Genomic DNA, 23,665 nt, shown 5'->3' with positions numbered 1-23,665 from the left:
TCGTGCTATTTGGGTGACTGCTCAACTACCGGCTGGATCGACACCGAATCCCCGGGCGAGCTCGTCGAGCATCGCGTGTGCGCCCTGAAGGCTGACCGATGCGATCCAAACGAGATCGCGGACCTCTTGCTTCTGACCTTTTAGTTGAGCCCACAACGGGTTCGCCGAATATTGTTCCTTGATCTTCTGCGACTCGTTCTTCGGATCGGCCCACGTGCTGGTGAGGATCCGGTCGGCGTCGACGGACGACAGCTGCTCCTGGCTCAGGTAGACCGCGATCTTCTCCGACGTCGGCTGGCCGTCGGGCCGCGCGAGCCCCGCGTCCTTGAAGAGGACCGTGCCGGGGAACGAGTTCTCCGTGTAGAGGCGCACGGTCTGCTCACCGGCGACGAACCGCACGAGCGAGACGGACGGGTTCTTGGCGGCCTTCGCCCGGATCGCGTCGCCGACCTTCTTCGCGCGGGCCTCGTAGGCCGAGATCTTGGTGTTCGCGAGGTCCTCCCTGCCCAGTGAACGGCCGAGCAGCCGGATGTTCTCCTTCCAGGTCAGGCCGGTGGAGTCGCTGAACACCGTGGGCCCGATCCTGGTGAGCTTGTCGTAGATCTCCGCGTGGCGGACCTTGGCCGACACGATCAGCTCCGGCGAGATCCCCGCCAGCTTCTCGAGGTCCGGCTGCATGAGGTCGCCGACGGGCTGCGCGTTCTTCGCGTACTTCTCCCAGTCGGCGGCGATGTAGTCGGGGTACTTGCCGGGACCCAGTCCTGAGTAGTGGGTGTAGGCGACGAGATCGGTCTCCAGCGCGAGCGTCGCGTCGATGTAGCTCGTGTCGAGAGCGGCGACGGTCTTCGGCCTGGCGGGGATCTCGGTCCTGCCCATCGCGTGCTCGACGGTGACGCCACCGCCACCACTGCCGGTCTCGGGCTGGGGCGTGCCGCAGGCACTGAGGGTGAGCAGCGCGGATGTGATCAGAACTATGGACCTGCGCATCGGAACCCTCATCTTGTTCGGTTAGGCTTACCTGTCTTCAGAAGCATAGGAGGGTAGGCCTTGGGTCGTAGGTCGCTGGGCCTGCTCTTCCTGCTGGTCGTGCTGGTCGCCGTCGCTCTGGCGAGCATCGCGATCGGCTCCAAGGAGATCCCGCTTTCCGGGGTGTGGCACGGTCTCTTCACGCCCACCGGGGTCGAGGACGACGTGGTGATCCGCGAGCTGCGGTTCCCGCGGACGTTGGTCGGCATCGCGGTCGGCATCGCTCTCGGCGTCGGTGGCGCGCTCATGCAGGGCCACACGCGCAACCCGCTGGCCGATCCCGGCATCCTCGGCGTCACGCACGGCGCGGCGCTGGCGGTCGTGCTCTCGATCTTCCTGCTCGGGATCGACTCGCTGGTCGGCTACATCTGGTTCGCCTTCGCCGGCGCGCTGGTCGCGAGCGTGCTGGTGTTCCTGCTCGGCTCCGCCGGACGGGGAGGGCCGTCGCCGGTGACGCTGGCGCTCGCCGGCGCCGCCGTGTCCGCCCTGATGCACGGTCTGGTCTCGGCGATCGTGCTGCTCGACCAGCAGTCGCTCGACGCGTTCCGGTTCTGGCAGGTCGGTGGCATCACCGGCCGGGACATGACGGTACTGGCGCAGGTGCTGCCGTTCCTCCTCCTCGGACTGGTCGTCGCGGCGTTCAACGCGCCGGGCCTCAACGCGCTGTCGCTGGGGGAGGACGTGGCCAAGTCGCTGGGCGTGCGGGTCGGGATGACGCGCTCGTTGGGCATCTTCGCCATCACACTGCTGGTGGGCGGGGCTGTCGCGGCGTGCGGGCCCATCGGGTTCATCGGTCTCGTGGTGCCGCACGTGGCGCGTGCCTTCACCGGGCCGGACTACCGCTGGCTGCTGCCGTTCTCCGCGCTGGTCGGCGCGATCCTGCTGCTGTTCGCCGACATCGTCGGCCGCGTGGTGGCCCGTCCGTCCGAAGTAGAGGTCGGCGTGATGCTGGCGCTGCTCGGAGCGCCGTTCTTCATCTACCTGGTGCGTCGCAAGAAGCTGGTGAAGATTTGAGCGCCACCGCGCAGCCCGCGCTGAGGGTCGGGGCCACGTCGTTCCGGCTGCGTCCCCGGCCGATGGTCGTCGTCGCGGCCGGGCTGGCGCTGCTGGCCGCGGTCCTGGTCGTCGGCATCATGATCGGCGACTTCCCGCTGACCGTCTCGCAGGTCGTCGACACCCTGCTGGGCGGAGGCACGCGGCGCGACCAGTTCGTGGTGACGGAGCTGCGGCTGCCGCGCGCGTTGACCGGTCTGCTCGTCGGAGGCGCGCTCGGGCTGTCGGGCGCGATCTTCCAGGCGATCGTGCGCAACCCGCTGGCCTCGCCGGACATCCTGGGCGTGACCTGGGGAGCCGGTGCCGGAGCGGTCTCGGTGATCACCTTCGCCGGCTCGCTCGGCGTGGTGACCGGCGGCGCGGCCTCGATCGGCGTGCCGCTCGCCGCCCTGGCCGGTGGACTGGTGGCCGGTCTGCTGGTCTACGCGCTGGCGTGGCGGCGGGGCATCGAGGGCTTCCGGATGGTGCTGGTCGGCATCGGCATCACCGCGGTGGCCGGCAACTTCACGCACTACCTGCTGACCGTCGGCGACGTGCTGGACGCCGGCCGGGCGATGGTGTGGATCACCGGGTCGCTGAACGGGCGAGGGTGGGAGCACGTCGTGCCGGTGGCGCTGGCCCTGGTCGTGCTGGTTCCGGTCGCGCTGGTCGGCGGGCACGTGCTCGGCGCGCTGCAGTACGACGACCAGACCTCGCGTGGCCTCGGCATCCGCGTCAACGTCGCGCGGTCGTTCCTGATCATCGTCGCGATCGTGCTGGCCTCCGTGGCCACCGCCGCGGCCGGCCCGATCGCGTTCGTCGCGCTGGCCACGCCCCAGATCGCGTTGCGGCTGGCCGGTACCGCCCAGCCGCCGCTGTTCGGGTCCGTGGTGGTCGGCGGCGTGCTGGTCATGCTGTCCGACCTCGTGGCCAGGACCGTTTACCGCATCGAGCTGCCGGTCGGTGTCGTCACCGCCGTGCTGGGTGCGCCCTATCTGATGTTCCTGCTGGTTCGGAGCCGCCGGGAGGCGCGGATATGAGTGTGCGTCTTGAGGCGTCGTCGCTGTCCATCGGTTACGGGGAGCGGCTGGTCGTCGACACCCTGGACCTGTCGGTCATCAGCGGCACGGTGACCGCGGTGATCGGCCCGAACGGCTGCGGCAAGTCCACGTTGCTCAAGGCGCTCGGCCGGCTGCTGCCGGCCAGGTCGGGAGCGGTGCTGCTGGACGGCAAGCAGATCGACGGCATGCCCACCAGGGACGTCGCGCGAGTGCTGGGACTGTTGCCCCAGGCGCCGGTCGCACCCGAGGGCCTGACGGTCTCCGACCTGGTCGCCCGCGGCCGGCACCCGCACCAGTCCTGGTACCGGCAGTGGTCGTCCAACGACGCCGCCGCGGTCGACGCGGCCATGGAGATGACCGGGATCGCGGACCTGGCCGAGCGGACGGTCGACGAGCTGTCGGGCGGTCAGCGGCAGCGGGCCTGGATCTCGATGGCCCTCGCGCAGGGGACCGACCTGCTGCTGCTGGACGAGCCGACGACCTATCTGGACCTCGCGCACCAGATCGACGTGCTGGACCTGGTGCAGGAGCTGCACGCGTCCATGGGACGCACGATCGTCATGGTGTTGCACGACCTGAACCTGGCCGCCCGGTACGCGGACACCATCGTGGCCATGCGGGGCGGGCGGATCGTGTCCCAGGGGACGCCCGCCGAGGTGCTGACCGAGAAGATGCTGCTGGACGTCTTCGGGCTGGACGCGCGGGTCGTGGAAGACCCCGTGTCCGGGACGCCGCTGGTGGTGCCGGTCGGGTCGCGGCACCGGCTGCCGTAGGGGAAGGGCGGACGCTCAGGAGCAGGTGCGCGGGCAGGCCGTGCACGGCTCCGCGTCCGGCAGGACGTAGTGGAAGCAGCAGCTGTTGCGCTTGCGTTTCCAGCCCTCGTCGGTGAAGTGCAGGGACGACGCGGCGACGAACGGCGCGAGCTTCTCGGGCAGGATCAGGGCCGCGTCGGTCACGCCGGCGTTCTCGTCGCCGAACGTGCGGCCGGCGGCCCAGGGGCCGTACTCCAGCATGTCGGTCGCGGCGGCCCAGAGGGTGCGGCGGCCGAAGCGGACCACCTGGCCGAACGAGGCGACGAACTGGGCCGCGTGGGCCGCGTAGCGGGCGCGCAGGATCGCGGCCAGCGCGGCCTCGTCGGCCACGACGGTGGCGGCCGGGTGGTTCGAGGCCGGGTCGTCCGGCAGGCAGGCGAACTCGTCGCTGAACAGGGCGATGCCGTCCGGGTGCGGGCGGCCCGACGGGTTGATGCGGAACGCCATGTCGCGCGGCCGGAGGGTCGGGACGCGGCGGGCGGTGTGGAAGAGCAGGCCCGCCAGGTAGCCGGGTTGGTGCAGGTACCAGCCCATGACGTAGCCCGCGGTCGCGCGGTCGTCGGACTCGCCGTACTGCTCGACCATCCACTCGGCCAGGTCCTTGCGCCACAGGTCGAAGCGTGAGGGCTCCGCCAGCAGCTCCGAGCAGATCGTCCAGTCCCGCGGTGGCATGCCGAACCTGATCTCGGACTCGACCCGCAGGCGGGCGATGGACTCGGCCAGAGGCGTGAGCGCACGCGGGTTCTGCTGTGAGACCCTCGCCGGTACGGTCAACGCTCAAGTCCAATCTCATGGGTATGAGGCTTGCCTAACCTTACCCAAGATCGTGCTTCTCGCGCCTCTCCAGGTGGCCCCGGTCACAGGACTTTCGCTCGACGGTGGGTTGTTCGCGCTGAGCGGACATCGCCCGATCTGTGGAATCCGTTGGGCCCGACCTGCGTTGATGCCGATGTCAATGTTCCCCGGACGCGACTGTCCGCTGACGGGAACCACAGGCCTCGGTACCGCCCACTACAGTGGAGCCACGGTGCCGCGCTCACCAGGGTAGATCGGTGGAGCCGAGGACCGCCGACGCAGCAGTCAGGGAGTGCGAATGTTCGAAAGGTTCACCGACCGCGCGAGGCGGGTGGTTGTCCTTGCCCAAGAAGAGGCACGGATGCTCAACCACAACTACATCGGCACCGAGCACATCCTCCTGGGTCTGATCCACGAGGGTGAAGGTGTCGCCGCCAAGGCGCTCGAGTCGTTGGGGATCGCGCTGGAGGGCGTCCGCCAGCAGGTCGAGGAGATCATCGGCCAGGGCCAGCAGGCTCCCAGCGGTCACATCCCCTTCACCCCACGTGCGAAGAAGGTCCTGGAGCTCTCGCTGCGCGAGGCGCTTCAGCTCGGCCACAACTACATCGGCACCGAGCACATCCTGCTCGGCCTGATCCGCGAGGGCGAAGGCGTCGCGGCCCAGGTCCTCGTGAAGCTCGGCGCCGACCTCAACAGGGTGCGGCAGCAGGTGCTGCAGCTGCTGTCCGGTTACTCGACGGAGAAGGGCACGTCGGAGTCGCCCGGCCGCGGCGAGGGCACGCCGTCGTCGTCCCTGGTGCTCGACCAGTTCGGGCGCAACCTCACCGCCTCGGCGCGGGAGGGCAAGCTCGACCCGGTCATCGGGCGCGCCAAGGAGATCGAGCGGGTCATGCAGGTGCTGTCCCGCCGCACCAAGAACAACCCGGTCCTCATCGGCGAGCCCGGCGTCGGCAAGACCGCCGTCGTCGAGGGCCTGGCGCAGATGGTCGTCAAGGGCGAGGTGCCCGAGACGCTCAAGGACAAGCAGCTCTACACGCTCGACCTCGGCTCGCTGGTCGCGGGCTCGCGCTACCGCGGTGACTTCGAAGAGCGCCTGAAGAAGGTCCTCAAGGAGATCCGCACGCGCGGCGACATCATCCTGTTCATCGACGAGATCCACACGCTCGTCGGCGCGGGTGCCGCCGAGGGCGCGATCGACGCCGCGTCGATCCTCAAGCCGATGCTGGCCCGTGGTGAGCTGCAGACGATCGGCGCCACCACGCTCGACGAGTACCGCAAGCACGTCGAGAAGGACCCCGCGCTGGAGCGCCGCTTCCAGCCGATCCAGGTGGGCGAGCCGTCGCTCGAGCACACCATCGAGATCCTCAAGGGTCTGCGCGACCGGTACGAGGCGCACCACCGCGTCTCGATCACCGACTCCGCACTCGTCGCCGCCGCCACGCTGGCCGACCGGTACATCAACGACCGGTTCCTGCCCGACAAGGCGATCGACCTCATCGACGAGGCGGGCGCTCGCATGCGCATCCGCCGGATGACCGCGCCGCCAGACCTGCGCGAGTTCGACGAGAAGATCGCCGACGTCCGTCGCGACAAGGAGTCCGCGATCGACGCGCAGGACTTCGAGCGCGCGGCGAAGCTGCGTGACGCGGAGAAGCAGCTCCTGGGCCAGAAGGCCGAGCGGGAGAAGCAGTGGAAGGACGGTGACCTGGACGTCGTCGCGGAGGTCGACGACGAGCAGATCGCCGAGGTCCTCGCCAACTGGACCGGCATCCCGGTGTTCAAGCTCACCGAGGAGGAGACCACGCGTCTGCTCCGCATGGAGGACGAGCTGCACAAGCGGATCATCGGCCAGGTCGACGCGGTCAAGGCCGTGTCGCAGGCGATCCGCCGCACCCGCGCCGGCCTGAAGGACCCGAAGCGCCCCTCCGGCTCGTTCATCTTCGCCGGCCCGTCCGGTGTCGGTAAGACCGAGCTCTCGAAGGCGCTGGCGAACTTCCTGTTCGGCGAGGACGACGCGCTCATCCAGATCGACATGGGCGAGTTCCACGACCGGTACACCGCGTCGCGGCTCTTCGGTGCCCCTCCCGGTTACGTCGGCTACGAAGAGGGCGGCCAGCTCACCGAGAAGGTGCGCCGCAAGCCGTTCTCCGTCGTGCTCTTCGACGAGATCGAGAAGGCCCACCAGGAGGTCTACAACACGCTGCTCCAGGTGCTGGAGGACGGCCGCCTGACCGACGGTCAGGGCCGGACGGTGGACTTCAAGAACACCGTCATCATCTTCACGTCGAACCTGGGCACGTCCGACATCAGCAAGGCCGTCGGCCTCGGCTTCACCTCGGGTCAGGACACCGCGTCCAACTACGAGCGGATGAAGAACAAGGTCAACGACGAGCTGAAGAAGCACTTCCGCCCCGAGTTCCTCAACCGCATCGACGACATCATCGTCTTCCACCAGCTGACTCAGGACGAGATCATCAAGATGGTGGACCTGATGATCGCCCGCGTCGAGACGCAGCTGAAGAACAAGGACATGGCGATCGAGCTCACGGACCGCGCCAAGTCCCTGCTCGCGAAGCGCGGCTTCGACCCGGTGCTGGGCGCCCGCCCGCTGCGCCGGACGATCCAGCGCGAGATCGAGGACACCCTGTCGGAGAAGATCCTGTTCGGCGAGATCCAGCCGGGCCAGATCATCATCACCGACGTCGAGGGCTGGGACGGCGAGTCCGACCAGCACGACAAGGCGAAGTTCGTGTTCCGCGGCGAAGCCAAGCCGAACCGCGTGCCGGACGCCCCGCCGGTCGACCTCACCGCCGCCTCCGCCGCCGAGCCGCAGGACGCTCCGGCCAACGAGAACGAGTGATCTAGGCAGTACCCGACAACGGCTCCCAGGCTTCCGGCCTGGGAGCCGTTGTCGTTCGCCGCCCTCGTCTGTCGCGGTGGTCACTCGGCCGCGTCGACTGTTCGGGCTCTGAAGAGGGCCGATCCTGCCCGGCGTGACGGTGCGCACGGTCGACACGATCATCGCCTTGCTGCACCGCGTGCCGGGCGCCCTGCCGGTGGACCTTGCCGCCCCCGAGCCGCAGAACGAGTGATCCAGCAGGCTCGGGTGGAACCAGCCTGGTGTTCTGTTCGTCCGATCACAAGGCAGTGTGGATTCGCACGTTTCGCTTCACCGCAGGCGATCCGATGTCGACAATCCTGCGAACGGTGACTTGAGGAAAGGGAGGCCCCAGCAGTGTCGGCCGAGTTCGACCAGCTAGTGGCTCAGTTCGAGCGGTTCCAGTCCCAGATGCACCGTGTCGACCAGCAGTTCGCCAACATCGGCGACATGCAGCAGCAGCTGGCTGACATGGAGGCGGTGGCCACGTCGGCCGACAGAGCGATTACGGTCGTGGCCGGGCCGTCCGGGTCCATCAAGGACATTCGGCTGACCGACCAGGCCATGCGCCGGCCCCCCGCTTCGCTTGCCGCGGAACTGATGTCCACGTTGCAGAAGGCGGTCGCGGAAGCCGCGCGCCGCCAGGCCGGGATCGTCGAAGGCGCGCTGGGTGACGACATGCGCCTCAAGGACCAGGTGCTGGAAACGCAGGCGCAGCTCTTCGGTATGTCCAAAGAGGACCTGCAGCGGGCTACCGAGGACGAGTCGGCCACTCCTGCTCCGCAACGGCCGCCGATGCCTCCGATGCCGCCGACGCAGCCTCCGGTTCCTCCCGCACCCGGGCCGCAGGGTGGTCCGGTCCGGCAGCCACCGCCGCCGCCGCGCAGGCCGGCGCCGGAACCCCCGGACGACTTCTCCGACCAGAACGTGCTCCGGGGCGACTCGTGGCAGCAGCGTTCTTCCCAGCCGCCCCCGGCGCCACCGAAGCAGGGCGGCGGCGGATACCTGAACCTCTACGACGATGAGGATGGCCGATGAGCGGCTTCGAGGTCGAGCCCGAAGAGCTGACGGCGTTCGCGGGCAAGCTCGACGGCCACAAGAGCACCGCTGGTGCGATCGCCGGGCTCGTCGACAAGGCGGACGTGGGCGACAAATCGTGGGGCATCGTCGGACTGTTCGTCAAGGACGAGTACGACCAGATGCTCGGCGACCTCAAGGAACTGATGACGGAACTGCAGAACGGCCTGCAGTCGGCCGGGGACAAGTTCCGCGGCACTGCACAGGACTACCAGAACCACGAGGACGCGCTGGCGTCGATCTTCAACGGCGTCCAGATCGATATCAACGGGAAGTAGGGGGACTACCCGGCATGGCGGAAGAGGAGTTCGAGGCCGGCGGGGTCAAGATCACCGTTGGTGAGAAGACCACCGGCCAGAAGGCGGCCGAGGCGGCGCCCTTCTACGGCAGCTACCTCAAGACGAAAGAGGCGCTGGGCAAGAGCAACGAGACCGGCGGTAGCGCCGCGCTGGCCTCCGAGGGCAGCGCCCTGATCAGCGCGGTCGGCACGGCCGCGCAGGGCATCGCGCTGGACCCGATCGGCTGGCTGGTCGGTCAGGGCCTGAACTTCCTTATCAGCGTGTGCCAGCCGCTGGAGGACGCGATCCACTTCGTCAGCGGCGACGGCCCGGCGCTGTCGCAGGCCGGCGAGAACTACGGCGCCATCGCCGAGGGCATCGGCAAGCTGCGGGACACCTTCGACCAGGACCTGGCGAGCTCCGTGCAGTCCTGGGGCGGCCAGACGTCCGAGGTCGCCAGCACGAAGCTGGGCGAGTTCGCCAACGGCATCGACGGCGTGGCGGGCCAGGCCGGTGAGCTGGCAGAGATGCTGATGACCTCCAGCATGATCATGACGATCATCGAGGACATCATCAAGGCCATCCTCACGGAGCTGATCACCTGGCTGATCATGATCTGGATCCCGGCACTCGCGGCCGCGGTGCCGAGCTTCGGCGCCTCCACCGCCGCGGCCGGAGCCGCCACCGGTGTCCGCGTGGCGTCGACGGCGGGTCGCGTGTCCCGCATCGTCGCCAAGCTGCGCCAGTTCCTGCAGAAGATCATGCAGTTCCTGAAGAATCTGGGCAGCCGCCTGAAGAACGTGAAGACCGCGTTCCAGAAGTCCATGGCGGACAAGAAGGTCGCGAGCCACGCGGCCGACGTGAAGCTCGAGGGCCTCAGCAAGCTGCAGAAGCTCAAGACCAACCCGATCACCCGCCTGAACAGCAAGGACGGCATGATCGGCGAGCGGGTGCAGCAGGGCTTCGGGAAGTCCCTGGTGGACGCCGCAGGCAACGAAGCGCTGGCGCAGGTCAACCCGACGCACGAGAAGGGCCTGCGCAACCAGGGTATGAACGACAAGGCCAACTCGTACGACCAGACTGGCACTGACTACTCGAGGCAGCGCATCGAGGGCTATCTCGACATCTGACTCATCGGGGAACGGGACGACATGGAACCGTGGAAGCTCCAGCTCGGGCTGCTCGTGCTGATCCTGGTGGCGCTCGTGGCACTGATGTTCTGGCTGAGGTGGCGCGCGGACAAGAAGGCCGCGCTCGACCACGCGGGCGCGCTGGCCAAGTTCGCGTCCTCCGTCGGCGGGACCGCGTCGCACGCGAACGCGTGGTCCGCGGGTCTCCGGCGGCCGTTCGCACACGAGTACGGCGACGTGATCTCCTGGCTGCACCGGGCGTCGGACGGGCGGTTCGACCACGCGCTCGACTTCGACCGGTACGGGTGGCGGGTTCGGGTCACCGAGGCGTCGATCGAGCTGAACAGCGCTTCCACGCAGGGCAACGTGGTCACCCACTACGAGCACCGGATCGAGGTGGCCGCCTCGGGGCTGGTGCCGCTGAAGATCGCGTCCAGCAGCTGGGCCGGCGGCACCGGAGCTCGGAAGTGGGTCGGTGAGATGCCGCAGACCGTCGCCCGCGACCAGCAGCCGCAGTGGCTGGAGCTGCGGCTGCCCGAGCCCGTGGCGCCCGAGTTCGTGGCGTGCACCAGCGATCCGCACCGGGCGGCCGCGATGTTCACGACCCAGGTCGTGGAGCGGCTGCTGGGCGAGTCGAGGATGGGCGACCTGCGGACCCTCACGTTCGAGTCGGGAATCGCCTACTCGGTCGCCACCGGGCAGATCGATCCGAAGACCATCCTGCGGAAGGTCGACGCGATCATCGGCCTGCTCGATCGGATGCCCGATGCCCAGCCGGCGCACCCGGAGGTCACCGCCTGACGCAACGGGAGACCGCCGCCAACCGTCTTCAGGCTGTGGCGACCACACGGGAGACTGACGAGCGTTCGGCGACACTGCACGACGTGGTCACCACCGAGGTGCAGCCGCGCAAGAGCGGGTTCGTGACGTTCTTGCTGGTCGTGAGCGCGATGGCGTTCGTCACGGCGGCGCTGGTGCGGCTGCTCGGCATCGACGGCACCCGGTACACGATCGCCACGACGTCGCTGATCCCGTACATCACGGTCGGCGGCCTGCTCGTCGGGTTGTTCGCGCTGCTCCGCAGGAGATGGGCCGTCGGGCTGACGATGACCCTGGTGGCGGTCGTGCTCGTCGCGAACGTCGCGCCGCGGGCGTTCCCGGACGCGCGGCCCAACGGGGTGGGGCAGCAGGTCAGGCTGATGACCTCGAACCTGCTCACCGGCATCGCGGACGCGCAGGCCATTGTGCAGGAGGTCCGCCAGCGCAGGATCGACATCCTGGCGATGCAGGAGCTGACGCCGGAGATGGTCCGCGACCTCGAACGGGCGGGCCTGGACCAGGTGCTGCCCAACCGCGTCTTCCTCGACGAGCCGGGCGGGTCCGGCAGCGGCATCGCCTCGCGGTTCCCGCTCTCACAACGGAACCTGACCCCGCCGGGCACGTTGCGGCAGGCCGGCACGCTGGTGGACCTGCCGGGCAGGGACATCGAGGTCGTGTCGGTGCATCCGTTGCCGCCGGTCGTCACCGCCGGTCCGGAGGCCTGGCAACGCGAGCTGGCCGGACTGCCGGCTCCCGACTCGACCGGCGCGATCAGGGTGCTGGCGGGCGACTTCAACGCGACGCTCGACCACGTCGGCCTCACGCGGCTGCTCAACAAGGGCTACGTGGACGCCGCCGACCAGGTCGGCAAGGGGCTGATCCACACCTGGCCGAGCAAGAGCGGCGTCTGGCCGCCGCCGGTCACCATCGACCACGTGCTGGTGGACGCGAAGTGCGTGGTCGACACCGTCGACGTGTTCGACGTGCCCGGCAGCGACCACCGGGCCGTCGTCACGCAGTTCGTCGTGCCAGCGCTGTGAGGCCTTCCAGCGCGCCGACCGGCAGCGACACGCCACGGCCGTGGCGGACCTCCGGCTCGCGGGTGTTGATGCGGATCAACGCGCCGTTGGCCGCGCTCGCCAGCTCGGCCTGACGCCGCACCGTCGGCACCGCGCTGCCCGCGCCGATCTCGATCACGACGAGGTTCCGCACCGAACGCCGCCACGCCGTCAGCTCGTCGAGCTGCGCCTGGCTGCGGTACGGCACCCAGCCCCAGTCGCCGAACATCAGGATGTTGGGCCGGGCCAGACCGCCGCACGACGGGCACGACGGCAGCTCGCCGACGGCCCGCATCGACTCCGGGTCGATCTCGACGTCGAACGAGCACTCCCAGATCTCGTCCGTGCACGGTTCCACGCACTGGGCGTGGTGGATCGACCCGTGGACCTCGGCGACGTCCGCGAAGCCCGCCTTCTGGAACTGGCCGTCCACATTGGACGTGAAGACGCGGGCACCCCACGACCGCAGGACCGAGAAACCCTCGTGCGGCACGGTGGTGCGGTACAGGGCGAGCCGGTGGCCGTAGAAACCCCAGGCCAGCGCCGGGTCGTCGGCGAAGTGCACCGGGTCGGCGATCTCCTCGAACTTCAGCCCGAGCCGCTCGTACGGCGGGTACGCCCGCCAGAAGCCCTCGGTGCCGCGGAAGTCGGGGAGACCCGAGTCGACCCCGATGCCGGCACCGGCGCAGACGAGGACGGCGTCCGCACCGGCGATCAGCTCGGCGGCTCTGTCGTAGGCCTGCTCGATCACTGCTTGGGCTTGCTGCCCAGCACGACCTCGAACTCCAGCAGGTCGGCACCGGTCGACACGGGCCGTGCGCGCTCACCGGCGTGTGCGGCCGCACCGGCAGACCCGTCGCGCCACGCCACGAAGTCCTCGTGCGTCTCCCAGTGCGTGACGACGAAGTAGCGGTCCTCGCCCGCGACGGGGCGCAGGAGCTCGAAGCCGAGGAAGCCCGGCTGGTTGTCCACGGCGCCGAGACGGGCGGCGAACCGCTTCTCGAGCTCGGGGCCGTTGCCCTCGGGAACCTTGATCGCGTTGATCTTCACGACTGCCATGACACCCAGATTAGCGCCGCACTCCGACAGGCAGCAGGTACTGGTCCTCCGGGATGCCCGACTCGCGGAACCAGGCCCGGAAGAACCCGTCCAGCGGCTGCCCGGAGGCCTTCTTGAAGTGCTCCTCGAACTCCGGCCACGACGCGTTGCCGTCGCGGTGCTCGGTCGCCCACGACCGCAGGGCCCCGAAGAACACGTCGTCGCCGACCTGCTTGCGCAGCGCGTGCATCCCCATCAGGCCCTTGTCGTAGACGCCGCGGAACTCGTTGCCCTTGCCCATGTCGTAGAGCTTCGGCGCCCAGAACGACGCCCGCTCGCGCCGTTGCTCGACGTTGTCGCGGTAGCGCTGGTCGAGGTCGGTGCCCTCCTTCTCCAGCCACAGCCACTGCGCGTAGGAGGCGAGGCACTCGTTCAGGCAGATGTCGGCCCAGTTCTCGATCGAGACCGAGTCGCCGAACCACTGGTGGGCGTTCTCGTGCACGACCGTCTCCAGGTCGGCCCACGCCGCGTAGACCGGCCGCGTCTGGGTCTCCAGCGAGAACCCGATCTGGTCGGCCACCCAGATGCTGCCCGCGGCGCGCTGCGGGTACGGGCCGAACTTCGTCTCCAGGAACGCGAGGACCTCCGGCGCCTGCGCCTGCACCGGCTTCTTGGAGCCGGACGTGCCGGGCGCGTAGGCGTCGACCACCGGCGTGCCGTCGGGCAGCGTGGAACGCACGACCTCGAACTTGTCGATGGCCACGGTGGCGAGGTAGGTCGCCAGCGGCGTCTCCTCCGACCAGGTGAACGTCGTCCAGCCACCATCGCGCGTCACCGGGCCCTCGAGGCCGTTGGAGATCGCCGTCCAGCCGTCGGGGACGCGGGCCGCGACCTTCAGTGCCGCCTTGTCGCGCGGGGTGTCGTTGGCCGGGAACCACGTCGTCGCGGAGTGCGGTTGACCTGCGGCGAAAGCGCCACCGGTGGACGAGATCTGCCAGCCGCTGCGGCCGAGCGACGCGTCGTCGATCGTCGTGGGCTGGCCGCCGTAGGTGACGACGGCGGTGAACGGCTGGCCCTTCGCGAGCGGGGACGCCGGCGTGATCACGAGTTCGTGGTCGCCCTCCTGCGCGAACTTCGCGGGCTGCCCGCCCACCTTCACCTCGCTGACGTCCAGGCCTTCGAGGTCGAGGTTGAAGCGCGCCAGGTCCTGCGCGGCGGTCGCGGTGACGGAGGCGACGCCGTCGAGCCGCTTGGACCCCGGGTCGTAGCTGATCGCGAGGTCGTAGAGCGTGACGTCGTAGCCGCTGTTGCCGTCCGTCGGGTAGTACGCGTCGCCCGCGCCCGCACCGGCCTCCACAGCGGCTTCCGGTGACGTCTCCTGGCGTTGCTGCGCGCGGTCGCCGCCCGGCGTGCGGAACACGACGAGCAGACCTGCGACGAGCACGATCAACACCAGGGCGATCAGGTACGGGCGGGCCTTCATGCGTTTAATCATCCCTGTGTCGGTGGTGGAGTTCGGCGGAACAGGACAAGGCGTGCTGCTCCTGCACGGCCTGATGAGCAGGGCCACCGCCTGGTGGCCGGTCGCGCAGTGGCTCAGGCCGTTCGGTCGTGTCGTCGGCATCGACCAGCGCGGGCACGGCCGCAACCCGCGGCGGGGACCGTTCCGCACCGAGGACTTCGTCGCCGACGCGGCCACCGCCATCGAGGAGCTCGACCTCGGGCCCGCCGTGGTGATCGGGCACTCCATGGGCGGGCTGCACGCGTGGTGTCTCGCGGCGACCCGTCCGGACCTGGTGCGGGCGATTGTGGTCGAGGACTTCGCCCCGGACAACTCCGGCCGCACGATCGACGAGTGGAAGTGGCTCTTCGACGCCTGGCCGGTGCCGTTCCAGTCGCCGGCGCACGTGACCTCGTACTTCGGCGCGCCGGTGTTCGCCGAGTACTTCGAGGAGCGTGCGGACGGCTGGCACCTGATCGCCTCGCTGGACGACCTGTACGAGATCGCCGCGCACTGGGGCACGCGCGCCTACTGGGACTTCATCGACGCCGTGCGATGTCCGTCGCTGGTCATCGAGGCCGGCAGGGGTGGCCAGCTACCAGGGCAGATGGTGGAGGCGGCACGGCGTTCTCAGGGCCAGTACCTCTACGTCGAGGAGGCAGGCCACGTCGTGCACGCCAGTGCGCCGTGGGTCTACCGGGGCGCGGTGGAGGCCTTCTTGAGCACGTCGATCTCGCCGGTCTGAGTGTCGACGATCGACACCTCGCGGACCTTCGCGCGGATCGGCTCCACCGGGAAGACCTTGGCGAACGCGGCCTTCACCGCCTCGTCGTCGACGCCCTGCACCAGCGTGCAGTGCGGTACCCAGTTGCCGGGCAGGTAGTAGGCGCTCGGGTTCTTCACCTTGCTCGCCAGCACGTCGTGGATCGCCGAGTGCACGGCCAGCAGTTCCGCGTCGACCACGGCGGAGAGCATCAGCACGTTGTCGGCCGACGAGAACGTGCTGAGCGAGTGCAGGTAGAGGTCCGGCATCCACAGTCGTTCCAGGTCCTCGCGCAGCTCCTTGCGGACCTTGGGACCGATGGTGCTCGCGACCGCGTAGGTGAGATGCGGCGGGTACTCGTGCTTCGCGCCGATACGCCGCCGCAGGTCGCGGATCCTCGCGTCCGCCTCGTCGTCGAAGAACGCCACCAGCGCGTGCATCAGTGCTCTCCCGGTAGCGCGAACAGGCCGTCCCGCGTCTGCTCGACCAGGCCGTCGTCGAGCAACGAGACCAGGCACTTCTCGCGCTGCGTCACGTCGTTCCAGACCACGTCGAGCTGGACCTTGGGCACCGGTCCGGGAGCACCCCGCAGCACGTCCAGCAGCTTGCCCCGCACCTGGCGGTCGGTGCCCGCGAACTGCTGCACCTTCTTCAGCGGCCCCGCGTAGGCCGGCCGGCCGGCCACCTGCCACGCGCACTCGGCGAACAACGGGCAGTCCGCGCACTTCTGGTTCTTCGCCGTGCAGATCAACGCCCCGAGCTCCATCAACGCCGCAGAGAACACCGCGGCGTCCTCCTGCGACGAGGGCAGGATCGCCTCGACGTCACGCAGGTCGCGCTTGGTCGACGGCGGCCCGGCGTCACCGGCACCGTGCACAGCGCGCGCGACGACGCGTCGGACGTTCGTGTCGACGACGGCGCACTTCTGCCCGTACGCGAACGTGGCCACCGCACGGGCCGTGTAGCTGCCGATGCCGGGCAGCGACTCCAGCGTGTCGATGTCCGACGGCACCACGTCGCCGTGGTCGCGGGCGATGGCCGTGGCGGCTTCGTGCAGCCGCAGAGCACGCCGGGGGTAGCCGAGCTTGCCCCACATGCGCAGCACCTCACCCTGCGAGGCGGCGGCCATCGCGGACGGCACCGGCCACTTCGCCAGCCACTCGTGCCAGATCGGCTCGACGCGGGAGACCGGCGTCTGCTGCAGCATGATCTCGCTGACCAGCACACCCCAGGCGGTGCAGTCGGGACGGCGCCACGGCAGGTCGCGGGCGGCGGTGTCCCACCAGCCCAGCAGCAACTCGTGATTCATCGCCCGCCATTGTCGCGCAACGAAAAGGCCCCCCGAAGGGGGCCCTCACGAAGAAGTTCAAGCGGCGGCTGAGTTGGCCGCGTCGACCTCGCGCAGTTCACCGGTGTGCACGTCGTAGACGAAGCCGCGGATCTTGTCGGTGTGCGGGATGAACGGGCTGCGGCGCAGCCGCGCCATCGACCCGCGCACGCTCTGCTCGACGTCCTTGAACGCCTCGACGGCCCACGTCGGGCGCAGGCCGGTGTCGGCTTCCAGCTCGTCCTTGAAGTCGTCCTCGGTCACCATCTCGAGGCCGCAGTTGGTGTGGTGCACGAGCAGCACCTCGCGCGTGCCGAGCTTGCGCTGGCTCAGCGCGAGCGACCGGATGGCGTCGTCGGTGACGACCCCGCCCGCGTTGCGCAGCACGTGCGCCTCGCCCTGCTTCAAGCCGAAGATCTCGAACACCCGGATGCGCGAGTCCATGCAGGTCAGGATTGCCACCTGCAGGGACGGCTTCGGGGACGAACGGTCTCCCGGAACCACGTTCCCGAGCTCGTAGTTCCGCTTGAGCAGCTCGTCGATCGCGGTCATGCGACACACCTCCATGGCCTACCGGTGGACCCCGCATCGATTGGAACCGGAGTTAGCGCACGTTCACAAGGGGTTTCGCCCAATATCACGTTCACCGGATCGAGCGATGCTCGCCTAACGCTGGATCCGAGCAGGCCGGGCTACGTTCGGGCCGTGATCGAGCCCACAGGTCCGCTGCCGTCCACGGTGTACTGGCGCCGTCGCCTCGCCGCGATCGGGGCGGCGCTGGTCACACTCCTGCTCGTGATCTGGATCGTCGGGATGGTCTCCTCGAACGACGAGACCGCCCAGCCGACGAACGCGGCCGCGGCGTCGTCCTCGAACCCTCCGCCCAGCATGTCCGAGAGCCCGGCGGCCGCCTCGTCGGAGTCCACACCGCCACCCTCGCCGACCGAGACCGCGCCGCCGCCCCCGCCTCCCGGACCGCCGCAGGCCTGCCCGGACGACGTGATCGGGGTCGTGGTGAAGACCAACAAGCCCTTCTACACCGTCGGTGACCAGCCGGAACTGTCCATGGAGGTCGCCAACAACGGTCCGGTGCCGTGCATCAAGGACATCGGGCGCCAGCACCGCGAGGTCACGGTGCTGACCGCGGACGGCGCGACGCTGCTCTGGTCGAGCAACCACTGCCTCGCGACGGCGGGCAACGAGGTGCGCGTGATGCAGCCGAAGGAGATCTTCACCTACCGCGCTAAGTGGGCGGGCTCCACCTCGGAGCCGGGGTGCGGCAAGCACGCCCGGCTCGGGCCCGGCGACTACCTGCTGGTGGGGAAGCTGGCCGGGAAGGCCAGCTCACCCGTGGTGTTCAGGCTGGAACGCTGATCACGGACCGAACCAGCGCTCCTCGGCACCACCGCGCGGCGGCCCCGACGTCTTGCCGATGATCAGCTCGGTCGCGAGGTTGACCGACCGCGGCCGGGTGCGCTCGCTCGCGTCGAGCAGCAGCTTGCCCGCCGCCCGGCCCTTCTCCAGCACCGGCTGGCGGACCGTGGTGAGCCCGGCCTCCTCGCCGGCGCGGATGCCGTCGAACCCGGTGACCGTGATGTCGTGCGGCACCCGCAGCCCACGGCGGGCGGCCTCGGTCAGGGCGCCCAGCGCCAGCACGTCCGAGGTGCAGATCAGCGCGGTGATCTGGGGGTCGCGGTCCAGGACCTGGGCCGCACCGGACGCACCGGAGGCCATGTTGTGGTCGAAGCGCTCGGCCACGGGCACCAGCGACCAGTCGACGCCGGCCTCGCTGAACGCCTCGGCGAGGCCGGACAGGCGGTTGCGCTGCACGTGGAAGTGCGCGGCGTGCTGCCGGTCCGGCGTCACGAAGCCGTCGTTGCGGTCACGCGCGAGACGCATGCACACGACGCCGATGCGGCGGTGGCCCAGCCCGATCAGGTGCCGCGCGAGCTCGTACATCGCGGCACGGTCGTCGATGCCGACGCGGTCCACGGTGCCGAGGTCCGGCTGGTCGCAGACGACGGTGGGCACCGGGCGCTCCAGTACGGCGGCGAGGTGCGGGTCGTCGTCCGGGACCGAGTAGACGACGAAGCCGTCGACGCCGGCCCGGTGGACGGACGCGACGTCCTCGCGTTCGGGGTTGGCGGGGACCAGCAGCAGACCGGTTCCCGCGTCCTCGCACGCCAGCGCGAGGCCCTCCAGGAACCCGATCGCGGCCGGGTCGCGGAACGCGTAGGAGAGGTTCTCGGTGAGCAACAGTCCCACCGCCCCGGCCTTGCGTGTGCGCAACGAACGCGCCACAGGATCCGGGCCGGGATAACCCAGCCTTCGGGCCGTGTCCAACACCCGCCGACGCAGCTCGGGCGAGAGCTGGTCGGGCCGGTTGTACGCGTTGGACACCGTTGTCCGGGAAACGCCCAGCTCAGCGGCCAGAGAGGCCAGCGTCGCCGGACGTCGCACATGCATCGACCGCGCCATGAAAGGACCGTAACGGTTCAGAACCAATTCGTGAAGTCAGGGTGACCGGCGTCCCTCCAATGACGCATCCGCCCTGGTTGACCCATCTGCCTTGTTCAGAATTTGGTCCAGACCAAATTTGGGAGCCGGTCGTCTCACTTCGGAGGCGCGGACGACTCCCTCACGACGAGCCGCGGGCGGAAGACACGGGTGTAGTTGTCGGTGCCCTGCCTGCGGCGATCCGGGTCGAGGCGCAGCACGAGCTCGTCGATCGCGGCCGCCGCCATCTCCTCGATCGGCTGCGCGAGCGTCGTCAAAGCGGGCGACGAGTAGGCGGCCAGCGGGATGTCGTCGAACCCGACGACCGAGAGGTCGCCGGGTACCGAGATCCCCCGTTGGTGTGCCTCGCGCATCGCGCCGAGCGCCATGTGGTCCGACGAGCAGATCACCGCCGTCGGCGTCACCGTGTCGAGCAGCCGCGCCAGGGCCTGGCCGCCGCCCTCCGCGCTGAACGACGCGTGCGAGACGTACTCCGACCCGGCCGGCAGGTGGTTCTCCTCCAGCGCGGCGGCCCAGCCGGCGCGCTTCAGCCGCGACGGCAGCGACCGCGCCGGACCCGAGACGAACCCGATCCGCTCGTGGCCCAGTTCGATCAGGTGTTTGGTGGCCATGTAACCCGCGAGCTGCTCGTCCACCGTCACGTCGGGCACGTCCAGCGCGGGCGTGGCGCCGTTGAGGAAGACCATGTGGACGCCGTCCGCCACGAGCTTCGCGTAGTAGCTCGGGCGCGGCGCCTGGCCGAGCGGTACCTCGACGTTGGTGATCTCCGGTGACACGAACACCATGCCCTCGACCCCGCGGGCCAGGAGCATCCGGACGTACTCCTCCTCGCCCATCGGGGCGCCGCTGCGGGTGTTGCACAGCAGCGAGGAGTAGCCGAGGCGTGCGGCCCGCGTCTCCAGGGCCTCGGCGAACGCCGGGAAGACCGGGTTCGAGAGCTCCGGCACGAGCAGGCCGATCACGCCGGTGCGTTGCAACGCACCGAGTCCGCGCGGGGTGTAGGGCATCTCCGCGAGCACCGACAGCACCCGCTGCCGGGTCTCCTCGTTGACGCCGGCCCGCCGGTTCAGCACGCGGCTCACCGTCGAGATGCTCACCCCGGCTGCCCTGGCGATCTCGGACAGTCCGGACACGTTGCCTCCCTGCTCAGCTTGGTTGCGGGCAAGCCTGCCGCGTTCAGAAAAATTTTGCAACGCGGGTTTGCAAGACAGGGCCGTTACGGCTTGGTTACGGTCGATGTCTTGACCTGACCATGGTTCGGGTAGTGAAATCGCCCGCAACATTCTCGCAAAAACTTGCAATACCCCTCATCTCACTGGGAGATGGGGCCAGCTGGAGGGAACGGCAGCAACGATGCGACGGACAACCCTCGTGACCGCCATGGCGACGGGTGTCGCCCTCGTGCTCACCGCGTGCGGAAGCGGCGGATCGAGCGGCAACAGCGGATCCGACTCGGGCGAGGTGACCTTCTGGGACACCAGTGGCCCCAACGAGAGCCCGGTGTTCAAGAAGATCGCCGAGGACTGCGCCACCAAGGGCGGCTACCAGGTCAAGGTCGAGACGCAGGCGTTCGACGGCGCGCTGAACAACTACAAGACCGCCGCTCAGGGTGGTCAGGGCCCCGACGTCTTCCGTGCCGAGGTCGCGTGGGTGCCGCAGCTCGCGAAGCTGAGCTACATCGCCGACCTGTCCGACACCGACCTCGCGAAGGACACCTCCGACTTCCTGGAGGCCCCGCTCGGCTCCACGAAGTACGAGGGCAAGACCTACGCGGTGCCGCAGGTGACCGACTCGCTCGCGTTGCTCTACAACAGAAAGAAGCTCGCCGACGCCGGTGTCGAGCCGCCGAAGACGTGGGACGAGCTGAAGGCCGCCGCCGCCAAGCTGGGTGGCGAGAAGACGTTCTTCCTCAACAACGACGCGTACTACGCGCTGCCGTTCATCTACGGCGAGGGCGGCGACCTGGTCGACGCGTCCGCCAAGAAGATCGTCGTGAACTCCGAGCAGAACGTGAAGGCGCTGGAGACCGCCAAGGGCCTGCTCGACGCCAAGGCCGCGACCACGGCGCTCGACGCGACGAACTCCTACTCGAACATGCAGGCCGCGTTCTCGTCCGGTGAGGCCGCCATGGTCGTCAACGGTCCGTGGGCCGTCGCCGACTACCTCAAGGGTGCCGCGTTCAGCGACCCGGCGAACCTCGGCATCGCGCCGGTTCCGGGCCCGGCCGCGGGCAAGGGCAGCGCGCCGGTCGGTGGCCACGACTACGTGATCCGCCAGGGCACCAAGGCGAAGCAGTCGTCGATCAAGTTCATCGAGTGCATGGCGTCGGCCGACTCGCAGGCCGCCATCGCGAAGGACCTGGGCCTGCTGCCGACCCGCAAGTCGGCTTACCAGAACGCCGACGTCAAGGCCAACGCCGTCGTCGCCGCGTTCGAGCCGGTCACCAAGGTCGCGCACGAGCGCCCGTGGATCCCGGAGGGCGGCGAGCTGTTCGACCCGCTGAAGATCGGTTACGCCGACTTCCTCGCCGGTAAGAAGGACGCCAAGACCGCGCTCGACGACGTGGCCAAGGCGTACAAGGACAAGGTCGTTCCCGAGTACTCCATCGGCTGATTGTTGTTGAACGGCCGGAGCTTCGTGCTCCGGCCGTTCGCCTGAGGGGAGATCTCGGTGCGTCGGTTCCTGGACCGGTACTGGTACGCGTATGCGATGGTGCTGCCGGTCGTGGTGGTCATCGCGGTGTTGGTGCTCTACCCGCTCGCCCAGGGCGTGTTCTTCACCTTCACGAACATCAACGAAGGCAACATCGCCAACCCGATCCTCGATCGGCCGGCCACCTACGACGTGGTGGGCTTCAAGAACTACCTCAACGTGCTGTCCGGCGGCGAGTCGTACGGCGCGTTCTGGGGCACGCTGGTCCGCACGCTGATCTGGACGTTCTCGTGCGTGTTCTTCCACTACACCATCGGTCTCGGCCTGGCGATGCTGCTCAACCGCCAGGTGCGCGGCCGCTCGTTCTACCGCGTGCTGCTGATCCTGCCGTGGGCCGTGCCCGCGTTCATCAGCGCGTTCGCGTGGAAGTACATGTTCAACGCGCAGTACGGGATCATCAACCAGCTCCTGCGCTCGGTCGGCCTGCCGGACCCCGTGTGGCTCGGCCAGTCCGACTGGGCGCTGGTGTCGGTGATCATCGTGAACGTCTGGCTCGGCGTGCCGTTCATGATGGTGGCGCTTCTCGGTGGCCTGCAGTCGATTCCCGGCGACCTCTACGAAGCGGCCGAAATGGACGGTGCCACGCCGTGGCAGCGGTTCCGGCACGTCACGTTGCCGGGCCTGCGTTCCGTGTCGTCGACGGTGGTCCTGCTGGGCATCATCTGGACGTTCAACATGTTCCCGGTGATCTACCTGATCGCCGGACCGAACCCGAACGCCCGCATCCTGGTCACCTACGCGTTCGAGCGGTTCTTCTCCGGCGCGTCCCGCGACTACGCCATCGCGTCGACCTACGGCGTGCTGATCCTTTCGGTGTTGTTGGTGTTCGCCACGATCTACCGGCGGGCGCTGCGCAAGCAGGGCGAGGTGTGGTGATGACGCTCGACGCTTCGTCTCTCAAGGTCGTTCAGGCCGGCGGCAACCGGCTGCGCAGGTCCGACCGGTCCAAGGGTGCCTCCGTCGCCCTGCACGCCACGCTGATCGTCGCGTCGATCGTCGCGGTGTTCCCGGTCTTCTGGGTGTTCGTCACGTCGCTGAAGCCGGACGCCCGCGCGGTCGAGCCGACCCCGAAGCTGTTCAACGAGTCCTCTTTGGACAACTACACCCGCGTGCTGGCCGGCGAGAAGGGCGACTTCCTGGCCTGGTTCGGCAACTCAGTGGTGATCGCGCTGATGACGACCGTCATCGGCGTGTTCATCTCGGCCACGGCCGGGTACGCGGCCTCGCGGTTCCGGTTCCCCGGCAAGCGCGGGCTGATGATGTCGTTCCTGCTGGTGCAGATGTTCCCGTTCGCGGTGCTCATCGTGCCGCTGTACAACATCCTGATCGCCCTCGGCCTGAACGGCACCTCCATCGGTCTCGTGCTCGTCTACTGCACGACCGCGGTTCCGTTCTGCACCTACATGTTGAAGGGTTACTTCGACACGGTGCCGGCCGACATCGACGAGGCCGGTCGCGTGGACGGCCTGTCGCCGTTCGGCGTGTTCTGGCGGCTGATCATGCCGCTGGCCAAGCCGGGTCTCGCGGTCACCTCGTTCTACGCGTTCCTCACGGCCTGGGGCGAGGTGGCGTTCGCGTCCGCCTTCCTGTCGGCGGCGGACGAGTCGAAGACGCTGGCGGTCGGCCTGCAGGTGTTCGTGCAGCAGAACAGGACCGAGTGGGGGCACCTCGCGGCGGCGTCCATTCTGGTCGCGATCCCCGCGATCGTCGTGTTCTACCTGGTGCAGCGCTTCCTGGTGCAGGGCCTCGCGTCCGGCGCCGTCAAGGGCTGAGAGGACGTAAGCGCTTACGTTGCCGCACGGCGGAACGTAAGCGCTTACGTCTGTTCCCGTAAGCGCTTG

Annotated in this window: 24 protein-coding genes; 14 read left to right on the top strand and 10 right to left on the bottom strand. The window is 68.9% G+C overall.

Annotation, left to right across the window (positions count from 1 at the left end; translation table 11 throughout):
* Window positions 1–21: 21 nt before the first annotated feature.
* The gene (locus ACRSBM_RS38360; RefSeq protein ID WP_434451622.1) at window positions 22–987 is read right to left on the bottom strand and encodes an ABC transporter substrate-binding protein; all 966 of its coding nucleotides are present in this window, start codon (window positions 985–987) and stop codon (window positions 22–24) included.
* Between the two features lie 60 nt (window positions 988–1,047).
* Between ACRSBM_RS38360 and ACRSBM_RS38355 the strand changes: the two genes are divergently transcribed.
* The 3 genes from ACRSBM_RS38355 to ACRSBM_RS38345 are packed head-to-tail and all read left to right on the top strand — an operon-like array spanning window position 1,048 to window position 3,892.
* Window positions 1,048–2,040 carry a FecCD family ABC transporter permease gene (locus ACRSBM_RS38355; protein WP_434451621.1) on the top strand — a complete coding sequence of 331 codons (993 nt, stop codon included), beginning with the start codon at window positions 1,048–1,050 and terminating at the stop codon, window positions 2,038–2,040.
* The gene (locus ACRSBM_RS38350; protein WP_434451620.1) at window positions 2,037–3,098 is read left to right on the top strand and encodes a FecCD family ABC transporter permease; all 1,062 of its coding nucleotides are present in this window, start codon (window positions 2,037–2,039) and stop codon (window positions 3,096–3,098) included. Before ACRSBM_RS38355 ends, ACRSBM_RS38350 begins: the two co-directional genes overlap by 4 nt.
* Window positions 3,095–3,892, top strand: a complete 798-nt coding sequence (locus ACRSBM_RS38345; protein WP_434451619.1) for an ABC transporter ATP-binding protein — start codon at window positions 3,095–3,097, stop codon at window positions 3,890–3,892. Before ACRSBM_RS38350 ends, ACRSBM_RS38345 begins: the two co-directional genes overlap by 4 nt.
* A gap of 15 nt (window positions 3,893–3,907) precedes the next feature.
* Here ACRSBM_RS38345 and ACRSBM_RS38340 read toward each other — a convergent pair whose 3' ends face one another.
* The gene (locus tag ACRSBM_RS38340; protein WP_434451618.1) at window positions 3,908–4,705 is read right to left on the bottom strand and encodes a (2Fe-2S)-binding protein; all 798 of its coding nucleotides are present in this window, start codon (window positions 4,703–4,705) and stop codon (window positions 3,908–3,910) included.
* A gap of 319 nt (window positions 4,706–5,024) precedes the next feature.
* Between ACRSBM_RS38340 and ACRSBM_RS38335 the strand changes: the two genes are divergently transcribed.
* The 6 genes from ACRSBM_RS38335 to ACRSBM_RS38310 all read left to right on the top strand — a co-directional run bounded on the left by ACRSBM_RS38335 (window position 5,025) and on the right by ACRSBM_RS38310 (window position 11,948).
* Window positions 5,025–7,586, top strand: coding sequence for an ATP-dependent Clp protease ATP-binding subunit (locus tag ACRSBM_RS38335; RefSeq protein WP_434451617.1), 2,562 nt, complete (start codon window positions 5,025–5,027; stop codon window positions 7,584–7,586).
* A 375-nt stretch (window positions 7,587–7,961) separates the two neighbouring features.
* Window positions 7,962–8,642 (top strand): YbaB/EbfC family nucleoid-associated protein, encoded by a 681-nt coding sequence (locus ACRSBM_RS38330; protein ID WP_434451616.1) that lies wholly within the window; start codon window positions 7,962–7,964, stop codon window positions 8,640–8,642.
* Window positions 8,639–8,959 (top strand): WXG100 family type VII secretion target, encoded by a 321-nt coding sequence (locus tag ACRSBM_RS38325; protein ID WP_434451615.1) that lies wholly within the window; start codon window positions 8,639–8,641, stop codon window positions 8,957–8,959. Before ACRSBM_RS38330 ends, ACRSBM_RS38325 begins: the two co-directional genes overlap by 4 nt.
* A gap of 14 nt (window positions 8,960–8,973) precedes the next feature.
* Complete coding sequence (locus tag ACRSBM_RS38320) at window positions 8,974–10,089, top strand: hypothetical protein (RefSeq protein ID WP_434451614.1); 1,116 nt, start codon at window positions 8,974–8,976, stop codon at window positions 10,087–10,089.
* Between the two features lie 21 nt (window positions 10,090–10,110).
* Entirely contained in the window at window positions 10,111–10,890 is a 780-nt protein-coding gene (locus ACRSBM_RS38315) for a hypothetical protein (protein ID WP_434451613.1), read from the top strand.
* A gap of 83 nt (window positions 10,891–10,973) precedes the next feature.
* Window positions 10,974–11,948: an endonuclease/exonuclease/phosphatase family protein gene (locus tag ACRSBM_RS38310; protein WP_434451612.1), complete on the top strand. Its 975-nt coding sequence runs from the start codon at window positions 10,974–10,976 to the stop codon at window positions 11,946–11,948.
* Here ACRSBM_RS38310 and ACRSBM_RS38305 read toward each other — a convergent pair.
* The 3 genes from ACRSBM_RS38305 to ACRSBM_RS38295 are packed head-to-tail and all read right to left on the bottom strand — an operon-like array spanning window position 11,920 to window position 14,487.
* Window positions 11,920–12,714, bottom strand: a complete 795-nt coding sequence (locus tag ACRSBM_RS38305) for an SIR2 family NAD-dependent protein deacylase (RefSeq protein WP_434453391.1) — start codon at window positions 12,712–12,714, stop codon at window positions 11,920–11,922. The genes ACRSBM_RS38310 and ACRSBM_RS38305 overlap by 29 nt on opposite strands.
* Window positions 12,714–13,025, bottom strand: coding sequence for an antibiotic biosynthesis monooxygenase family protein (locus tag ACRSBM_RS38300; RefSeq protein ID WP_434451611.1), 312 nt, complete (start codon window positions 13,023–13,025; stop codon window positions 12,714–12,716). The genes ACRSBM_RS38305 and ACRSBM_RS38300 overlap by 1 nt, the downstream gene beginning before the upstream one ends.
* 10 nt (window positions 13,026–13,035) lie before the next feature.
* On the bottom strand, window positions 13,036–14,487 hold the full coding sequence (locus ACRSBM_RS38295; protein ID WP_434451610.1) for a M1 family metallopeptidase: 1,452 nt from the start codon (window positions 14,485–14,487) through the stop codon (window positions 13,036–13,038).
* Window positions 14,488–14,503: 16 nt separating this feature from the next.
* Here ACRSBM_RS38295 and ACRSBM_RS38290 point away from each other — a divergent pair, with 16 nt between their 5' ends.
* The gene (locus ACRSBM_RS38290; RefSeq protein WP_434451609.1) at window positions 14,504–15,250 is read left to right on the top strand and encodes an alpha/beta fold hydrolase; all 747 of its coding nucleotides are present in this window, start codon (window positions 14,504–14,506) and stop codon (window positions 15,248–15,250) included.
* Here ACRSBM_RS38290 and ACRSBM_RS38285 read toward each other — a convergent pair.
* Genes ACRSBM_RS38285 through ACRSBM_RS38275 form a run of 3 tightly spaced genes read right to left on the bottom strand, consistent with a single transcriptional unit; the run spans window position 15,199 to window position 17,147 of the window.
* Entirely contained in the window at window positions 15,199–15,708 is a 510-nt protein-coding gene (locus tag ACRSBM_RS38285) for a 2'-5' RNA ligase family protein (protein WP_434451608.1), read from the bottom strand. The two genes, ACRSBM_RS38290 and ACRSBM_RS38285, sit on opposite strands and share 52 nt — an antisense overlap.
* Window positions 15,708–16,577, bottom strand: a complete 870-nt coding sequence (locus ACRSBM_RS38280) for an A/G-specific adenine glycosylase (protein WP_434451607.1) — start codon at window positions 16,575–16,577, stop codon at window positions 15,708–15,710. Before ACRSBM_RS38280 ends, ACRSBM_RS38285 begins: the two co-directional genes overlap by 1 nt.
* 57 nt (window positions 16,578–16,634) lie before the next feature.
* Window positions 16,635–17,147, bottom strand: a complete 513-nt coding sequence (locus ACRSBM_RS38275) for a beta-class carbonic anhydrase (RefSeq protein WP_434451606.1) — start codon at window positions 17,145–17,147, stop codon at window positions 16,635–16,637.
* Between the two features lie 153 nt (window positions 17,148–17,300).
* Between ACRSBM_RS38275 and ACRSBM_RS38270 the strand changes: the two genes are divergently transcribed.
* Complete coding sequence (locus tag ACRSBM_RS38270) at window positions 17,301–17,969, top strand: hypothetical protein (protein ID WP_434451605.1); 669 nt, start codon at window positions 17,301–17,303, stop codon at window positions 17,967–17,969.
* Here ACRSBM_RS38270 and ACRSBM_RS38265 read toward each other — a convergent pair whose 3' ends face one another.
* Window positions 17,970–19,073, bottom strand: a complete 1,104-nt coding sequence (locus tag ACRSBM_RS38265; protein ID WP_434451604.1) for a LacI family DNA-binding transcriptional regulator — start codon at window positions 19,071–19,073, stop codon at window positions 17,970–17,972.
* A 134-nt stretch (window positions 19,074–19,207) separates the two neighbouring features.
* A complete protein-coding gene (locus ACRSBM_RS38260; RefSeq protein WP_434451603.1) occupies window positions 19,208–20,245 on the bottom strand; it encodes a LacI family DNA-binding transcriptional regulator in 1,038 nt (345 codons plus the stop codon).
* A 220-nt stretch (window positions 20,246–20,465) separates the two neighbouring features.
* Here ACRSBM_RS38260 and ACRSBM_RS38255 point away from each other — a divergent pair, with 220 nt between their 5' ends.
* The 3 genes from ACRSBM_RS38255 (at window position 20,466) to ACRSBM_RS38245 (ending at window position 23,596) form a co-directional block, all read left to right on the top strand.
* Complete coding sequence (locus ACRSBM_RS38255; RefSeq protein WP_434451602.1) at window positions 20,466–21,725, top strand: extracellular solute-binding protein; 1,260 nt, start codon at window positions 20,466–20,468, stop codon at window positions 21,723–21,725.
* Between the two features lie 96 nt (window positions 21,726–21,821).
* A complete protein-coding gene (locus tag ACRSBM_RS38250; RefSeq protein ID WP_434453389.1) occupies window positions 21,822–22,700 on the top strand; it encodes a carbohydrate ABC transporter permease in 879 nt (292 codons plus the stop codon).
* Entirely contained in the window at window positions 22,700–23,596 is an 897-nt protein-coding gene (locus ACRSBM_RS38245) for a sugar ABC transporter permease (protein WP_434451601.1), read from the top strand. The genes ACRSBM_RS38250 and ACRSBM_RS38245 overlap by 1 nt, the downstream gene beginning before the upstream one ends.
* The last annotated feature ends 69 nt before the right edge of the window (window positions 23,597–23,665 follow it).

Source organism: Lentzea xerophila (assembly GCF_051094245.1).
In the GTDB taxonomy this organism is placed as follows: domain Bacteria; phylum Actinomycetota; class Actinomycetes; order Mycobacteriales; family Pseudonocardiaceae; genus Lentzea; species Lentzea xerophila.
Note: the sequence above shows the minus strand (reverse complement) of the source record. Positions and strands in the feature narration are given on the sequence as shown.

Excerpts from the sequence above, each read along its gene's own strand:
- ACRSBM_RS38320 (WP_434451614.1), top strand. The coding sequence starts at position 8,974 with ATGGCGGAAGAGGAGTTCGAGGCCGGCGGGGTCAAGATCACCGTTGGT.
- ACRSBM_RS38335 (WP_434451617.1), top strand. The coding sequence starts at position 5,025 with ATGTTCGAAAGGTTCACCGACCGCGCGAGGCGGGTGGTTGTCCTTGCC.
- ACRSBM_RS38275 (WP_434451606.1), bottom strand. The coding sequence starts at position 17,147 with ATGACCGCGATCGACGAGCTGCTCAAGCGGAACTACGAGCTCGGGAAC.
- ACRSBM_RS38285 (WP_434451608.1), bottom strand. The coding sequence starts at position 15,708 with ATGCACGCGCTGGTGGCGTTCTTCGACGACGAGGCGGACGCGAGGATC.
- ACRSBM_RS38360 (WP_434451622.1), bottom strand. The coding sequence starts at position 987 with ATGCGCAGGTCCATAGTTCTGATCACATCCGCGCTGCTCACCCTCAGT.
- ACRSBM_RS38315 (WP_434451613.1), top strand. The coding sequence starts at position 10,111 with ATGGAACCGTGGAAGCTCCAGCTCGGGCTGCTCGTGCTGATCCTGGTG.
- ACRSBM_RS38255 (WP_434451602.1), top strand. The coding sequence starts at position 20,466 with ATGCGACGGACAACCCTCGTGACCGCCATGGCGACGGGTGTCGCCCTC.
- ACRSBM_RS38300 (WP_434451611.1), bottom strand. The coding sequence starts at position 13,025 with ATGGCAGTCGTGAAGATCAACGCGATCAAGGTTCCCGAGGGCAACGGC.
- ACRSBM_RS38245 (WP_434451601.1), top strand. The coding sequence starts at position 22,700 with ATGACGCTCGACGCTTCGTCTCTCAAGGTCGTTCAGGCCGGCGGCAAC.
- ACRSBM_RS38325 (WP_434451615.1), top strand. The coding sequence starts at position 8,639 with ATGAGCGGCTTCGAGGTCGAGCCCGAAGAGCTGACGGCGTTCGCGGGC.
- ACRSBM_RS38295 (WP_434451610.1), bottom strand. The coding sequence starts at position 14,487 with ATGAAGGCCCGCCCGTACCTGATCGCCCTGGTGTTGATCGTGCTCGTC.
- ACRSBM_RS38250 (WP_434453389.1), top strand. The coding sequence starts at position 21,822 with ATGGTGCTGCCGGTCGTGGTGGTCATCGCGGTGTTGGTGCTCTACCCG.
- ACRSBM_RS38345 (WP_434451619.1), top strand. The coding sequence starts at position 3,095 with ATGAGTGTGCGTCTTGAGGCGTCGTCGCTGTCCATCGGTTACGGGGAG.
- ACRSBM_RS38280 (WP_434451607.1), bottom strand. The coding sequence starts at position 16,577 with ATGAATCACGAGTTGCTGCTGGGCTGGTGGGACACCGCCGCCCGCGAC.
- ACRSBM_RS38265 (WP_434451604.1), bottom strand. The coding sequence starts at position 19,073 with ATGGCGCGGTCGATGCATGTGCGACGTCCGGCGACGCTGGCCTCTCTG.